This window comes from Desulfovibrio piger (assembly GCF_012843875.1).
Classification (GTDB): domain Bacteria; phylum Desulfobacterota; class Desulfovibrionia; order Desulfovibrionales; family Desulfovibrionaceae; genus Desulfovibrio.
In genome coordinates this window covers 1-13,665 of sequence record NZ_JABAFY010000007.1, presented here as the reverse complement: position 1 = coordinate 13,665, position 13,665 = coordinate 1, and the positions used below count along the sequence as shown (strand labels likewise).

The window sequence follows — 13,665 nt, the reverse complement described above, 5'->3', positions numbered from 1 at the left end:
GCCTAGCTCCTAGAGGCGGATCCGGTTCATGGGCTGGACGCTGATCTCGGGGGTGAGCTCCTGGTAGGAGACCACTGGCAGGCGGTAATGCTCCCCTTCGATAAGGCGGCGCACATAGCGCCGGATGTCCATGCTGGCCAGAAGGACGGGCATCTGGACATGCTTGCGGTAATCGCCCGCCGCTGCTCCCACGGCCGCGATGAAGCGGCGCGAGGTGTCGGGATCCAGCGCCAGGAAGGCCCCGGCCGATGTCTGGCGGATGGCCTTGCGGATGGTCTCTTCCACCGAGGGATCCATAAGGATGGCCGGCAGCATGTTCTGGCCCCGTGAATACATGTAGCTGATCTGGCGCTTGAGGGCCCCGCGCACGTATTCGGTCAGCATGACGGTATCTTTTTCCTTGGGGCTCCATTCGATGATGGCCTCGAGAATGTTCCGCAGGTCGCGGATGGAGACCTGTTCCTGGGCCAGACGCTGGAAGATCTCCGCGATGCGCTGCACGGGCAGCAGACGGGTGGCCTCGCGCACTAGGTCCGGGGCGCGTTCTTCCATGCGGTCCAGCAGGTATTTTGTCTCCTGCATGCCGATGAAGCTGGAGGCATGCCGTGCCAGGATCAGGGAAAGGTGATAGGCCAGGATGCGCGAGTGGGTCATACAGGAGAGTCCGGCCTGCTCCAGCAGGGCCTGTTTTTCCGCCGGGATCCACAGGCTTTCCACATCGGGCAGGAAGTTCTCTCCGCGCCGTACGTCCAGGCCGAGCATGCGCAGGGTGTCCTCGCTTTCGCGCGCCAGCACCATGCCCTGTTCCAGATGTCCGCGCGACATGGGGATCTCGTTGACCTGGAGCTCGTAGGTCAGGCCCGACAGGGACGAGGAAACGCGCAGGTTGATGCCCGGGAAGGGCACGCCAAGGTCGAAATACAGCGCACGGCGCAGTGCGGAGAGCTCGTCGTTGAGGTTGTCGTAGTCCAGGGATGCCGCCAGGCCCTCCGAAATGTCGAGGATGATGGGGACCGTGGGGGCAAAGTCGTCCTGGGGACCGGAGGGCCGCCCCTTGCGTTCCTTGCGGGTGGCGGACTTGAGGGACTGGTTGAGCTCCTTGCGGGCATCCCGGGGCGCGGGGGCGGAACGTATCCTGTCCAGGATGTAGCCGAGCCCGGCGATGGCGAAGGCCAGGGCGAACAGCTGCGGCTTGGGAAAACCGGGGATGAGGGCGAACAGGAAGATCAGCCCGCCCGCCATGAGCAGGGCCTTGGGCTGGGCGAAGAACTGGCCGCCGATCTGCGCGCCCACATCTTCCTGGGTATCGCCGGAACGGGTGATGAGGATACCGGCCGAGATGGCGATGATGAGCGAGGGGATCTGGGAGACGAGGCCGTCACCGATGGTCAGGATGCCGTAGATCTCCAGGGCTTCCCCGGCAGAGATGCCGTGCTGGGTGATGCCGATGACGGTACCGCCCACGATGTTCACCACGGCCACGATCATGCCGGCGATACTGTCGCCCTTGACGAACTTCATGGCGCCGTCCATGGCGCCGAACATCTTGCTTTCCTGGCTGATGACATCGCGGCGGCGCTGGGCCTCTTCCATGTCGATGACCCCGGCGCGCATGTCCGCGTCGATGGACATCTGTTTGCCGGGCATGGCGTCCAGGGTGAAGCGCGCGCCCACTTCGGCCACGCGTTCGGCACCCTTGGCGATGACCAAGAACTGCACGATGGTCAGGATCAGGAAGACCACGGCACCAACGACGAAATTACCGCCCAGGGCGAACTCGCCGAAGGTCTGGATGATCTCGCCGGCGTCGGCGTTGAGCAGGATCAGGCGGGTGGTGGTGATGTTCAGGCCCACGCGGAACAGCGTGGTGAACAGCAGCATGGTGGGGAAGGAGGAGAACTCCAGCGGTGTCCTGACATACATGGTCATCATCATGATGGCGAAGGACAGGGCTAGGTTGGCGCCGATGAGCGTGTCCACCAGGGCCGTGGGCAGGGGCATGATCATCAGGGCGATGACGGCCACCAGCAGGCCCACCAGGGCCAGGTCACTGTGGCGCGTGGTCAGGGAGACGATGTTGCGTGCGTCGGAGAACAGGCTCACAGGCGGCTTCCCCCTGCGGCAAGATAGGCATTGAGGGCATTGCGGGCCTCGTCGGGGCGCTGCGCCTGCCACAGGGCACGGGCCCTGAGCAGATGCAGCACGGCATCACGGGAGGCCAGCGGTCCGCCCGCCAGGACGAGGTCCAGCTGTTCCAGGGCGCGCTCGGGATCGCCCAGCTCCAGCCAGGCCACGGCAAGACAGCGCCGGGCCCAGAGGTCGGCGGGATCCAGGGCGAGCAGGGCCAGGGCCAGCTTGCGGGCACGCTGGAACTGCCCCATGCGCAGAAAAAGATGGCCCAGCACCTGCAGGGCACGGCCCTGGCCGGTGGTGAGCGGGGAGGTGGCCTCCGCCATGCTAGCCTCCTACCATCAGGCCGGTATAGGCCCGGAGCAATTCGGTGTTCTCCAGCAGCGGCGCCAGCTCGTCACGCACGAAAGCCCGCACGGCGGGCTTGTCGCTGTCCCTGAGGGCCGTCAGGGCGCCCTGCAGCTCCATATGGAAAAGTTCGGGCTGGAGGAGGGAGCCGTCGCCCACGGGCGGACAAAGGGCCGCCTCCAGCTGCTGGGCTGCCTTGCGGCTGTTGTACAGCTCATCCAGACCGGCTTCACGCATGGCGCTGGAGGCCAGCGGACGGGCATCAGGCAGGTGTCCCGCCGTCCCGGGGTCCATGATGTTCTGTATCCCCAGTCCGGGATCCAGCAGGTTGATGGAGGATGTTGCCATGATCAGGCTCCCTGTAGATGGTTCATGACGCGGGCCAGCTCCATGACGGCCTCTTCCAGCAGGGCGGCCGTGGTCTGCCGTTCGGGCAGACGGGTCAGGAGGATCAGGGTATCTCCTTTCATGCCGGCGGTCAGGGAAAAAGCGTGTGCATGCCGGTAATGGCACAGGGCCAGGGCCCGTTCGGGCAACGTGCTGTCATGCGGGGGGAAGGGGCGGGCCAGATAGACCAGCAGCTCTTCCTGGCCATGCCGTTGCTGCTTTTCGAAATACAGGCGCCCCATGCCGCTGACATCAAGAGCCACCAGCCCCTGCGGTGAAAAGGCCAGTCCGGGCAGGCCCATGCGCATGCCGAAAGCGTTCAGTTCGTGGTCCAGCATAAGATCTCCGCGTATGTCTTGGACAAAGGCTTATCCCTGTTCCGCCAGCCAGGCGTCTTCCTCGGCGATGGCGGCGTCCACGGCATCCTGGACGGCATCCAGCACCTTCATGCGGCCCTCGTTGCCGTCGAACAGGGACGGGGCGAAGGAACGCGTAGTGTTGAGCAGCTCCTGAAGGAAAAGCACCTTGTGCTCGATGTCCGGGGCACCGGCTTCCTCGGCCAGGCGGCTGATGCGGCTGCCGCTGATGTAGCGCTCCTTGCGCAGGTCCAGCACCTTGCCCAGCAGGGCCATATCGTCCAGAGGACAGTGCCGGATCCCGTGGATGCTGCTCCAGCGTTCCAGCAGGCGGGCGCACAGGCTGCGGGCGCTTTGCAGCTGCCGCAGCTCGCCCAGGCTGCCGTTGACGTGCTCCAGATGGCTGGTCTCCATACTGGGCACGTCGGCCGCAAGGTCGCTGGCCAGTGCCTTGTAGAGGAAGTCCAGCGCGGCTTCAAAATTATTGCCGTACGTCTTCTGGATATGGTCGTAGAGGCTGTTGACGTCTTCAAAATGACGGACGGTTTCCCGATAAAAGCTCCCCAGCGCGCCGGCATCGCCCAGTCCTTCAAATCCCCGGGCATTGAGCGCGCCGTTGATCCCGGCCCGTATGGCGGGGCCTTCCGTGCGTTCCAGCTCTTCCAGAGCTTCGTTCAGGACACGCAGAGTCTCCGGCGAGGTGTCGGGGGGGGCGGACAGCTCTTCCTGGATGTCCTTGAGGGCGGCCCATGCCTCGGAGGGGTCGGGAAAGAAACGGCGCAGCTGGCGCAGGGCTTCTTCCTTTTCGGTCCGGGAGTCCAGAAATCCCTTGAGATCCCTTGTCTTCTGGACCTCGCGGGCTTCACGCATCATCTCCTGGTACTTCTTGATGCGTTCCTCCATGGCCTCGTTGATCTCGTCCCGCTCCTTGCGTTCCTCCAGTTCGAGATCGTCCGTGGTATCCACTGCAAAGGTCAGTTCTTCGGCAGCCTCGGCCAGCAGGGAAAGGGGAGATTCCACCACGGTGGCCGTATTGCCGAACAGCGAGCCTGTGGCTGCGGAGGATGCCGTCGTATTGCGGGACGTGGGCTGCACCTGGGAGTGCTGAATGGAAAAATCGATGCTCATGACGAACTGCGCCTCCCGATCCCGTAAAAAAATGTTGGCAACACGATATGCGATATGCCAGAATCATGCCACATATTTCTGGTAGCACGAGCCTGTGGCAACAGCAAGGGTACTCCCTGCGGGATCTGGCGTCCTGTTCGTAAAAAAGTCCTGTCCGGGAGAGTGTTGCGGGAATTTTGTTGTTTATCGGAGAAAGTGAAGTATCAAAAAAGTTGGCAATCGGGCGCTTTGTTGGGCATTTTTGATGCGTTTTTAGCCAAATACAAGCATGGCACGCTTTATGCTTTGCCAATTGCAACCGCACTCAAAAGGAGATTTGTTATGTCGTTTACGGAACAGGATATGAAGAAGCAGATGGAAGATTTCGCCGCCCTCCGTGAAGAGTTTTCCCGTCTGGAAAGCCAGGAAAAAGCCATGCGCAAGCAGCTCGGCCTGCCGGAACAGGGAAAGACGGATCCGGCTTCCCTGACCCCCGAACTGCGTAAAATGGCCGAAGAAGCCGAGGCCGAAGCCCGTCGTGCCGGTGAAGCCCGTGCCGCCCAGGCCCGCACCGCTGCTAGGCCGGCCGCTGCCGGCGGCATCCCCGGAGGCGGCCGCCGGAATATCGTCCGCCTGTAGGCGGACGGGCAGCAGGCTTCACGCCGTCTGTGCCGAATGTTGATTTTCTTCTTTTCCAACAGGGTATCATAATTAAGGAGTATATATGAGTCAGGTCGATTTCAATAATGTCTCTGCCACCTCTTCCCTTGGCGAGCTGGGCCCCACCACGAGCCTGCAGCTGATGTTCGCCAAGCTGCAGCTGGAACTGGCCGAGACCGCCAAGACCCAGGCTATGGACAAGATGGACGCCATCGCCAAGGCGCAGGACGAGCAGAAGTTCGTTTCCCAGCTGCTCAACGAGGCCCGCCAGGCCAAGGCCGATGCCAACTCCGGTATCGCCGCAGGCACGCAGTCCGAGACCTATTCCAACGGGACGACGGAAAAGAACACCAAGAACTGTACCCTGATGTCCAAGGAAATGGTGGACTACATGGATGCGCACGGCCTGGCCTATGACAAGACCGGCGGCGACTACAATCACAGCTCTGATGAATGGGACGTGGCCATCACGGCCCTGGAAGGCCGTCTGGAAGAGCTGGGCACCAATACCCAGCAGGAGATGGTCTATATCCAGGATTACATGGGCCAGTACAACTCCTATCTGCAGGGCGCCAACACCCAGATCGCCAACTCCAACCAGACCCTCACCAGTCTGGCCCGTGGTCAATAGGCTGCGGCCGACATAAGGAACTGATATGAGCCAGGTCAATTTTTCCTCGACATCTTCTGTTTCGTTCGGTGAACTGGGCCCCACCACGAGCCTGCAGCTGATGTTCGCCAAGCTGCAGCTGGAACTGGCCGGGACCGCCAAGACCCAGGCCATGAACAAGATGGACGCCATCGCCAAGGCGCAGGACGAGCAGAAGCTGGTCTCCCAGCTGCTCAACGAGGCCCGGCAGGCCCAGGCCGACGGTAACAGCGGTACGGGAGTGGGCAAGACCAGCATCAACGGCGTCACGGTCACAGGCAAGGACTGCTATCCCATGTCCCAGGAAATGGTGGATTATATGGATGCCCACAAACTGGCATACCCCAACGGCGACGGGGACTATATCCTCGGCAAGGACGAGTGGGACGTGGTCATCACGTCGCTGGAAAGCCGTCTGGAAGAGCTGGGCACCGGCACCCAGCAGGAGATGGTCTACGTCCAGGACTACATGGGCCAGTACAACTCCTATCTGCAGGGCGCCAACACCCAGATCGCCAACTCCAACCAGACCCTCACCAGTCTGGCCCGTGGCCAGTAGCCGTCAGACAGGCAGACGGCATCCACCCCAAGGAGCGAGTATGAGTCAGATCACCGAACAGGAAAAAGACATCCAGTCCGCCCTGCTGGACATGGCCAGGGCGGCGGGGTTCACGGAAAAGGAATTCCACACCATCCAGGCCGCCCTGGAAAAGGGGGCCACCCTGGCCGATGTGTTCAACATCAGCAAGGATACTCTGGAATCCGGCTATGCCTATGCCTACAATCTGTACAAGGCGGGCAACTACAAGGATGCCGAAAGCATGTTCCGCGGCCTGTGCATGTATGATGGCGACGATCCCCGTTACTGGATGGGTCTGGCCGGTTGTCTGCAGGCCCGGGAAGCCTGGCAGCAGGCCATCGATACCTACGGCATGGCCGGTGTGGCCGGCGGCCTCAAGGATCCCGCGCCGTTCTACTATGGCGGCCTGTGCTATCTGAAGCTGGGGGATGGCGAGAACGCGGCGGCTTCCTTCCGCGCCGCTCTGGGCTTGGGCGATGCCTCCATCCCCGCGCACAAGGCCGTCCATGACCGTATCCGTGCCCTGCTTGCCACGCTGTCCCAGTCCAAGGAGTGATGCTATGAGTATGGTTCAGGGAACACAGTCCGGGACGCCCGCGGCCGATCTGAGCGCACTGCTGCAACTGGCGGCGACCCAGCAAGGTTCGACCAAGGCCCTGGATGTCAAGGATCTGGAAGAGAGCCTCAACGCACTGCGCTCCTTCCTGGCTGCAGGCGGTGATTCGCTGCTGCCGGATCTTGAAGAGCCGTCCTCGAAGAGCAGCACCACGGTCTCGCTGTCCGGCCTGACCATGAGCGGCCTTTCTCTGGAGACCCTGCTGGATGCTGTGGGCTTCGAGCAGCGCCGTACCGAGACCAAGGCCGGTATGGCCTCGCTGGAGGCCCGCGCCCAGGAACGCGCCATGGCCAACGACGAAAAACTCAAGTCCATCCAGGAGCAGCTGGAAAAGGCCAAGAGCCAGAGTTTTCTGGATGGCCTGCTCAAGGCGTTCAAGTATATCGGTATGGCACTGGCGGCCATCGGCTCCGTGGCCATGATCGCCGCCGGTGCGGTAGGCCTGGCGGCCGGAGGTTCCGGTGCGGCGCTCATCGCCGTCGGCGTCGCGAGCCTGGCGCTGCTGACCAGCTCCATCACGGAGGAGGCCTCGGGCGGCAAGGCCGGCTTCAGTCCGGCATTCATCATAGGCAAGATCATGGAGGCGTGCGGCGCCAGCGATACGGCGATCCAGTGGACGAAGTTCGCCGTGGATCTCGCCACCACCATCGTCCTGGCGGCGTGCACGTTCGGTGCCGGGGCGGCAGGCGCGGCCGGTAAGGCGGCCCAGACCGCCACCAAGGCGGTTTCGGACACGGCCCAGACCATCCAGAAGGCGGCCTCCTGGACGGCCCGTGTGGCCACCATGGCCGGTGGAGCGAACACCATCGCCCAGTCGGCCACTACCATCGCTTCCGCCTCCAACGAGAAGGATATCAGCTTCTTGCAGGCCCAGCAGAAGCGTCTCCAGGCCATCCTGGAGCGCATCGCCATGGCCAATGAACTGGACGTGGAGCACCTCAAGCAGATGATGCAGCGCTCCGAACAGACGCTCCAGACCGTGTCGGACATCGTCCAGGAAAGTGTGCAGGCCAATGTGGCCATCCTCAGCGGCAATCCGGCCATGGCCTGATGCCTGAAAAGGGAGATAGTATGGACACCATCATCACGAATGCAGCGGGATACAGCTCCGTCGAGTATAGCAGGCTGCTGGAGCAGGCCCAGGCGAAGGGTGTCAGCGCCGCCAAGGTCGATGAGGCCCTGATCAATGCCATCCAGGCCGGCAAGGACTTTACCGCGGCCGTCAAGGACGTGCGGAGCCAACTGCCCGACCTTGCGTCGCCCGGAGATAATTCGGGGGACCTGTCCGGTTGGGTGGCCCTGCCCAGCCCCGCTGCCATGTTCGCTTCCGTGATCCTTAAGGATGCGGCAGAGCAGCGGCGCACCAACCGCAGCATCATCCAGGCGCAGGGATTGCAGATCGTCGACCTGATGGAACAGCAGGCTGACAAGATCGAGACGGGGGCCATCCAGAAGTTCGCCTGCGCCGTGACCGGGGCCGTGGTGAACATGGCGGCCGGTGGAGCCAGCCTGGGGGTGGCTGCCGCCGGTGTGGGCAGATCCTCGAGCGGCGGACTGAACATGCGCGCCGGCAATGCCGCGGACGGACAGCTCACGGCCGCAGTTGCGCAGTCGTTCAATACCATGCTTTCTTCGGCCGGAAGCATGTTCACGGCGGGCGGGGAGTTCGGCCAGAGCATGCAGTCTGCCGAGGCCAAGCGTCTGGAAGCCCAGCAGGAGCAGATCCGCACTATGATGGAGCAGACCAAGCAGACCAACGAGGCGCTCAAGGACCTGGTCTCCAAGTCTCTGGACTTCATGAACTCCATGCAGGCCAACATGAACCAGACGCGCACCAAGATCCTGGGATGATCCGGCAGCGCCCGTAAGGGCGCGCCGGTCCGGAAGAAAAGGTTTGACGATGACGCTTGTTTTTGCGTACCGTTGAACTGTGTTTGGACATGAAAGACGTATGCAGGACTGCCTATGGTTTCGCTGGATGACAAGGTCCGTGCCCTTGCGGTGACGGCCGGTTGGAAGTCCCCCCGTCCGGGACAGGACGGTTCATACAGCTTTCGGCTGGAGGATGGCCTTGACCTGAAAGTCTTTTCTCCCGACGGGCGCTTGTGTTTCCTTCTGGCTGACCTGCACGCCCTGCCGGAGCCGGGACATGGACGGGACAGTCTGCTCCGCAAAGTGGCAGGCCAGCAGGCCGGCATCTGCCGCGAGCGCGCCTCGGTCGTGGCCCTTGAACGGCAGGAAGATGCGGCTGCCCGGGGCCTGGACGGGGAGCGCCTGATATTGCAATCCCGGGTGCCTGTGGACGTACCCCAGCAAGAGTTCGACGATGCTGTCCGGGATTTCCTCAATGACCTCGCCTGGTGGAAAAAAAGCCTGGGGGACTCGCCGCGTGAGGAGTTGCCTCCCATGTTCTCCATGTCGGGTACGTTTTTCGGAGGCGTCTATTGAAGCGCCTTGTAGCTGTCTGCCTGTGCTGGATCTTCTGCTGCCTTCTGGCGACAGAAGGTCTTTGCGCGTCTTCCCGCAGCGCCTTCCCGTTCCGGGCGGCGTTCTCTCATTATGCGGACAATGAAAATATCTGTACGGTCCTTTCCGCTTTTGCCCGCGCCGAGGGCTATGGCTCGGTATGTAGTCCTGCCCTCAAGGGGCAGATGAGCGGCCGTTTCGAGCAGGTGGACCCCCGTACGTTCCTCAACGGCATGCGCTCGGCCTTCGGGGTGCGCTGGTATACGCAGGGACGTACGGTGACGTTCTGGAACGACAGCGAAAAGGCGGAAGCCTTCCTGGCGCCGTCTACGGTCTCGGCCGCCGCCTTGCGGGACATGCTGCGCAGTGCGGGCATGATCTCGCCGCAGCTGCCCGTCAAGCTGCTGCACGCCCAGAATCTGCTTTCGGTCAGCGGTCCGCCCATCTATCTGGACCAGCTGCGCGGGGCCATGAAAGCCTTTGAGGATGCCCAGGGCAGCCGCAGCGTCATGCGCGTGTTCCCGCTCAAGTACGCCTGGGCGGAAGACATGAAAGTCAACAGCATGGATTCCACCGTGACCATCCCCGGTGTGGCCAGCATCCTGCAGGCCATGGCCAACGGGACCCCGCTGACCGGGTCACAGGTGACGGTGCAGCCGTCGGCGCAGGGAGGTCTGCGGGGCAAAGGGCTGATCGCCATGAACGCCTCGACGGATACGTCCCAGGCTTCGCCGGCAGTCCCCCAGAACGGGAAGGATCAGTCCGGGACGACTGCCGGGCCCAGCATCATCGCCGATCCCCGGGTCAATGCCGTTGTGGTGACCGATGCCGAATACCGCATGAGCTATTATGCCAAGGTCATCGCCGATCTGGACAAGCCTGTGGAGCTTGTGGAGATCCATGCAGCCATCGTGGATATCGACAGCGATTTCTCCCGTGATTTCGGCGTCAACTGGTCGGGTGCCGGTGCTTACGGCAAGCACTGGACAGGCGGCGGCAGTGCCGGGGGCACTTCGACCAGCGGCATCTTCCCCTCTGCCGGGGCTTCCAGTGCCGGGGGCCTTTCCTATTCCACCCTGTATTCCTACGGCTCGGACTACTTCCTGGCCCGCGTCACCGCTCTGGAAGAAGACGGCCAGGCCCGCGTGCTGGGCAAGCCTTCCGTGCTGACCATGGACAACGTGCAGGCCTCGCTGGAAAATACCAGCTCCTACTACGTTCCCGTATCGGGCAACGAATCTTCCGACCTGTTCAAGATCGACTCCGGGACCGTCCTGAAGGTGACGCCCCACATCATCCCCGGCTTGCCGGGGCAGGCGGACAGCATCAAGCTCATGGTCAGCGTGCAGGACGACCGGGACGACGGCTCCAGCCTTTTTTCCGTGGATCCCAACAACCTTTCGCCCATCAAGCAGACCAAGATCAATACCCAGGCCATAGTGGGAGAAGGGCAGAGCCTGCTCATCGGGGGACATTATTACGAGATCCAGAGCGATGCGGAGACCGGCATCCCCGGCCTCAAGAACATCCCCATCCTGGGCGGCCTGTTCGGTTCTACGGGCAAAAAGCATCAGCGCATGGAGCGTCTTATCCTGATCACGCCGCGCATCGTCCGCATGGATACGGCCTCCAATGTGCCGTCCCGCGTGGATGACCCCCGTTTCAGCCGGACGCCGACACAGGCCGACTATGAGGAACGCCGTCCCAAGGAGATGCCTGTGGGCGGTTGTGCCCGTCGCCGTGAACTGGCGCCGGACGTGCAGCCCGCACCTTCTGTGACGGTCACGCCCCAGCCGGCGCCTGTGCCCGCCACCAACAAGAGCATCCAGAATTCGACCATGCCGCAGCCCATACTGACTCCTGCCAGCACGGGGGCCCAGCCGGTGCCGGCCCCTGTCGGCAGCACGTCTGTTTCTGCCGGAGGACGGCAGTGACCTGCAGCCGGGGCAGTGCCATCTGCCTGTATGTCTTTTCCGGGCCGCATCTGGGGGCCTGCGTTGAACTGACGGAAGGAAGCTGGGTCGTCGGGTCTGATGATGCCTGCGACATCATCCTGACCGGTCTTGCTCCCCGTCATGCCGTTCTGGACATTTCGTCCGAAGAGAATGCCTTTCCCGTACTGGCCGTGACGCCCCTGGATGGTCCCCTTCGCCTGCAGGGAGAAGAGCCCGTGGAGCCCGCCGAGGCCGATGGTCCCTTGCGCCCCGCAGCCGGGAGCGCCTGGTATCTTGGCACGACCTGTTTTGCCTGGAACCGTCCCGGAGTCCCCCAGGAAAGCCTTGTACCGGAGCTGTCCCCGCACGCCCGTACCGTCGGGGCCGAAGAAGCGGCGTCCGCGGAGGCAGAGGCTGTCCCCGCTGTCACGGAGACAGCGGAGCTGTTGCCGACCGCCAATGATCTTGGCATGGACGCCGGGGCTTCGGAAACACTGTTGCCGGATGTCCCGGAATCTTCTCCCGCTCGCCGTGTCGGCTGGCGGGCCTTGCTGCTGGTACTGGTGGCGATTTTTCTGCTTGCGTTGTCGCTGATGGTCAGGCCTGCGGACTCTGATCCTGAACATTATCCTGAGATCATTAAAAAATATCTTGAAGATGCCGGCATACGCGGGCTGGCTGTAAGCCGCCGTGATCCCGGAGTGGAGATCCGCGGGACAGTGGCGGACGATGCTGCCATGATCCGTTTGCGTGACATGGCACGTGGCTTGCATATCCCTGTGTACCTGGAAGTTGCCGTACAGGAAGACATGCTGCGTGCTGTGCGCAGTTCGCTTGGTATCCGCGGTTTCCATCCTGATGTCGTCCTGTGGGAGAACAAGGGCAATCCGCGTTTGCAGGTCAGGGCCTATATGAAGGACGAGCTGCTGGAGGCAGCGGCTTTCACGGCCCTCAAGGCCGAAGTCCGGGGCCTGCTGGCGGTGGACCGGCACATCGTTTACGAAAAGGATCTGGCGCCGGTGCTGGATGCGGCCCTGCAGCGGGAAGGTCTGGGGAGCGTCCGGGTCATCTACCTACCGGGCAGGGTGGATTTTTCCGGTGATTTCCGGCCGGAGGACACCAGAAAACTGGACGCCATCCGTCAGGATGCCAGCGAGCTGTTCGGTGTTCGGTTGCACGGGACCTCGTCGGCGTCGGGCGCTCTGGCAGCTGCAGAGCGCTCCCTGACACCTTCCCGGGACGGTGAACCCGCCGCTGCCACACCGGCCCGGCCTTCGGGCGGTACCGGCGGGGATCCCCTGGGCGGGCTGCGCGTGACCGGTGTCACCATGTCGCCCATGCGTTTCGTGACTACCGCCGACGGCAGACGCCTGTTTGAAGGCGCCGTGCTCCCCAGCGGCTGGACCCTGGAGAGCATCGATACCAAAGTCCTTGTCCTGCGTAACGGCAGCCAGGTCGTCAGTCACAGATTGAGAGGTAAATGATGGAAATGGAATCAGCCTTTGACATGCTGGCGGAAGATCCTTCGGGCCGTGGCCTCAAGCAGCTTCGCGAGGAGCTGTTCGAGATGCGGACGGACGTCAAGCGCGCCATGGATGCCGGCATGACGTCAGACGAGATGGCTGTTGCCCGGCAGGTCATGGCCGCCGTGGATGCCGCGGAGAAAGTGGCGGAGCGTGTCTACGATACGCTGAACCGCTGATCCGGGGAAAGCCGCCGCAGACTGCGGATGGCCGGTGTGGCCGGTCCCCGCAGCTTAGGAGCGGCCCTTCCGGCCGCAGCGCCGGGCAGCAGAAAGCGTAAGAGCAAGATGACCGCATTGCGGATCAGTCAGGAGAATATCATGAATATAGGAAGTTCGGGCGGGATCGATATCGGCCAGCTGTTCCAGAATGCCACCAATGGGCTGAGCCAGGACGGGCAGGCCCTGCAGGCCAAGATGGACCAGATCAGCGCCTCCGGCGAGGTGGACCAGATGCAACTGCTGGAGCTGCAGTTCGCCATGGGGCAGTACAACGCCAAGCTGGAGACCATCTCCTCGGTGACCAAGAGCATCCAGGATATGCTCAAGTCGCTGGCCCAGCGGACGGGCTAGCCTCCGGGAACGGAGGCGTGCAGGCAAGAATGTTGTGACGGGGCCGTTTTCCGGCCCCTAGATAGTGTCGTCAAATTCAAAAGTATGTTATAATCTCTTCACTTACAATGAGGAGAGACCATATGGCGGCACATCGGAGGCATGATATTTCCGACAAGGTATGGGCAAATATTGAAAAACTTCTTCCAGGTTCCAAAGGCTCTGTCGGTCGTCCTTCCGCCGATAACCGATTGTTTATCAACGCCGTCTTCTGGATACTGAGAACCGGGGCTCCGTGGCGGGATTTACCCCCCGATCTTGGCGACTGGAAAAATACACATCGCCGCTTCTGCCGATG

At 62.5% G+C, this 13,665-nt stretch carries 17 protein-coding genes; 12 read left to right on the top strand and 5 right to left on the bottom strand.

Annotated features, from left to right (window positions below; translation table 11 throughout):
• Positions 1-9 precede the first annotated feature (9 nt).
• From sctV to sctW, 5 genes are read right to left on the bottom strand one after another with little or no spacing between them, the layout of a single operon-like run.
• Entirely contained in the window at positions 10-2,103 is a 2,094-nt protein-coding gene (gene sctV, locus HF854_RS03100) for a type III secretion system export apparatus subunit SctV (protein ID WP_168934964.1), read from the bottom strand.
• The gene (gene sctY, locus HF854_RS03095; protein WP_168934963.1) at positions 2,100-2,456 is read right to left on the bottom strand and encodes a type III secretion apparatus assembly chaperone SctY; all 357 of its coding nucleotides are present in this window, start codon (positions 2,454-2,456) and stop codon (positions 2,100-2,102) included. Before sctY ends, sctV begins: the two co-directional genes overlap by 4 nt.
• A gap of 1 nt (position 2,457) precedes the next feature.
• Entirely contained in the window at positions 2,458-2,826 is a 369-nt protein-coding gene (gene sctX / locus HF854_RS03090) for a type III secretion apparatus assembly protein SctX (RefSeq protein WP_168934962.1), read from the bottom strand.
• Between the two features lie 2 nt (positions 2,827-2,828).
• Positions 2,829-3,203, bottom strand: coding sequence for a type III secretion chaperone SycN (sycN, locus tag HF854_RS03085; protein WP_168934961.1), 375 nt, complete (start codon positions 3,201-3,203; stop codon positions 2,829-2,831).
• 30 nt (positions 3,204-3,233) lie between these two features.
• Positions 3,234-4,349, bottom strand: a complete 1,116-nt coding sequence (sctW, locus tag HF854_RS03080; RefSeq protein ID WP_168934960.1) for a type III secretion system gatekeeper subunit SctW — start codon at positions 4,347-4,349, stop codon at positions 3,234-3,236.
• Between the two features lie 195 nt (positions 4,350-4,544).
• Here sctW and HF854_RS03075 point away from each other — a divergent pair, with 195 nt between their 5' ends.
• From HF854_RS03075 to HF854_RS03020, 12 genes are all read left to right on the top strand, one after another.
• The gene (locus HF854_RS03075) at positions 4,545-4,967 is read left to right on the top strand and encodes a hypothetical protein (protein WP_240937643.1); all 423 of its coding nucleotides are present in this window, start codon (positions 4,545-4,547) and stop codon (positions 4,965-4,967) included.
• An 85-nt stretch (positions 4,968-5,052) separates the two neighbouring features.
• On the top strand, positions 5,053-5,619 hold the full coding sequence (locus HF854_RS03070) for a USH1C-binding protein 1 (protein WP_168934959.1): 567 nt from the start codon (positions 5,053-5,055) through the stop codon (positions 5,617-5,619).
• 25 nt (positions 5,620-5,644) lie between these two features.
• On the top strand, positions 5,645-6,196 hold the full coding sequence (locus tag HF854_RS03065; RefSeq protein WP_168934958.1) for a USH1C-binding protein 1: 552 nt from the start codon (positions 5,645-5,647) through the stop codon (positions 6,194-6,196).
• 40 nt (positions 6,197-6,236) lie between these two features.
• Positions 6,237-6,773 (top strand): SycD/LcrH family type III secretion system chaperone, encoded by a 537-nt coding sequence (locus HF854_RS03060; RefSeq protein WP_168934957.1) that lies wholly within the window; start codon positions 6,237-6,239, stop codon positions 6,771-6,773.
• 4 nt (positions 6,774-6,777) lie between these two features.
• The gene (locus HF854_RS03055; RefSeq protein WP_168934956.1) at positions 6,778-7,884 is read left to right on the top strand and encodes a hypothetical protein; all 1,107 of its coding nucleotides are present in this window, start codon (positions 6,778-6,780) and stop codon (positions 7,882-7,884) included.
• 20 nt (positions 7,885-7,904) lie between these two features.
• A complete protein-coding gene (locus HF854_RS03050) occupies positions 7,905-8,684 on the top strand; it encodes a hypothetical protein (RefSeq protein ID WP_168934955.1) in 780 nt (259 codons plus the stop codon).
• A 114-nt stretch (positions 8,685-8,798) separates the two neighbouring features.
• Complete coding sequence (locus HF854_RS03045) at positions 8,799-9,281, top strand: type III secretion system chaperone (protein ID WP_168934954.1); 483 nt, start codon at positions 8,799-8,801, stop codon at positions 9,279-9,281.
• On the top strand, positions 9,278-11,233 hold the full coding sequence (gene sctC / locus HF854_RS03040; protein WP_168934953.1) for a type III secretion system outer membrane ring subunit SctC: 1,956 nt from the start codon (positions 9,278-9,280) through the stop codon (positions 11,231-11,233). Before HF854_RS03045 ends, sctC begins: the two co-directional genes overlap by 4 nt.
• On the top strand, positions 11,230-12,717 hold the full coding sequence (gene sctD, locus HF854_RS03035) for a type III secretion system inner membrane ring subunit SctD (protein WP_168934952.1): 1,488 nt from the start codon (positions 11,230-11,232) through the stop codon (positions 12,715-12,717). The genes sctC and sctD overlap by 4 nt, the downstream gene beginning before the upstream one ends.
• Positions 12,714-12,935, top strand: a complete 222-nt coding sequence (locus HF854_RS03030; RefSeq protein WP_168934951.1) for a hypothetical protein — start codon at positions 12,714-12,716, stop codon at positions 12,933-12,935. The genes sctD and HF854_RS03030 overlap by 4 nt, the downstream gene beginning before the upstream one ends.
• A gap of 141 nt (positions 12,936-13,076) precedes the next feature.
• On the top strand, positions 13,077-13,328 hold the full coding sequence (locus HF854_RS03025) for an EscF/YscF/HrpA family type III secretion system needle major subunit (protein WP_040369130.1): 252 nt from the start codon (positions 13,077-13,079) through the stop codon (positions 13,326-13,328).
• A gap of 122 nt (positions 13,329-13,450) precedes the next feature.
• The coding region (locus HF854_RS03020; protein ID WP_168934950.1) for a transposase at positions 13,451-13,665 on the top strand (215 nt) is incomplete at its 3' end.

Coding starts and splice junctions, on each gene's coding strand:
- sctY (WP_168934963.1), bottom strand. CDS start 2,456: ATGGCGGAGGCCACCTCCCCGCTCACCACCGGCCAGGGCCGTGCCCTG.
- sctX (WP_168934962.1), bottom strand. CDS start 2,826: ATGGCAACATCCTCCATCAACCTGCTGGATCCCGGACTGGGGATACAG.
- sycN (WP_168934961.1), bottom strand. CDS start 3,203: ATGCTGGACCACGAACTGAACGCTTTCGGCATGCGCATGGGCCTGCCC.
- sctW (WP_168934960.1), bottom strand. CDS start 4,349: ATGAGCATCGATTTTTCCATTCAGCACTCCCAGGTGCAGCCCACGTCC.
- HF854_RS03070 (WP_168934959.1), top strand. CDS start 5,053: ATGAGTCAGGTCGATTTCAATAATGTCTCTGCCACCTCTTCCCTTGGC.
- HF854_RS03065 (WP_168934958.1), top strand. CDS start 5,645: ATGAGCCAGGTCAATTTTTCCTCGACATCTTCTGTTTCGTTCGGTGAA.
- HF854_RS03060 (WP_168934957.1), top strand. CDS start 6,237: ATGAGTCAGATCACCGAACAGGAAAAAGACATCCAGTCCGCCCTGCTG.
- HF854_RS03055 (WP_168934956.1), top strand. CDS start 6,778: ATGAGTATGGTTCAGGGAACACAGTCCGGGACGCCCGCGGCCGATCTG.
- HF854_RS03050 (WP_168934955.1), top strand. CDS start 7,905: ATGGACACCATCATCACGAATGCAGCGGGATACAGCTCCGTCGAGTAT.
- HF854_RS03045 (WP_168934954.1), top strand. CDS start 8,799: ATGGTTTCGCTGGATGACAAGGTCCGTGCCCTTGCGGTGACGGCCGGT.
- HF854_RS03030 (WP_168934951.1), top strand. CDS start 12,714: ATGATGGAAATGGAATCAGCCTTTGACATGCTGGCGGAAGATCCTTCG.
- HF854_RS03025 (WP_040369130.1), top strand. CDS start 13,077: ATGAATATAGGAAGTTCGGGCGGGATCGATATCGGCCAGCTGTTCCAG.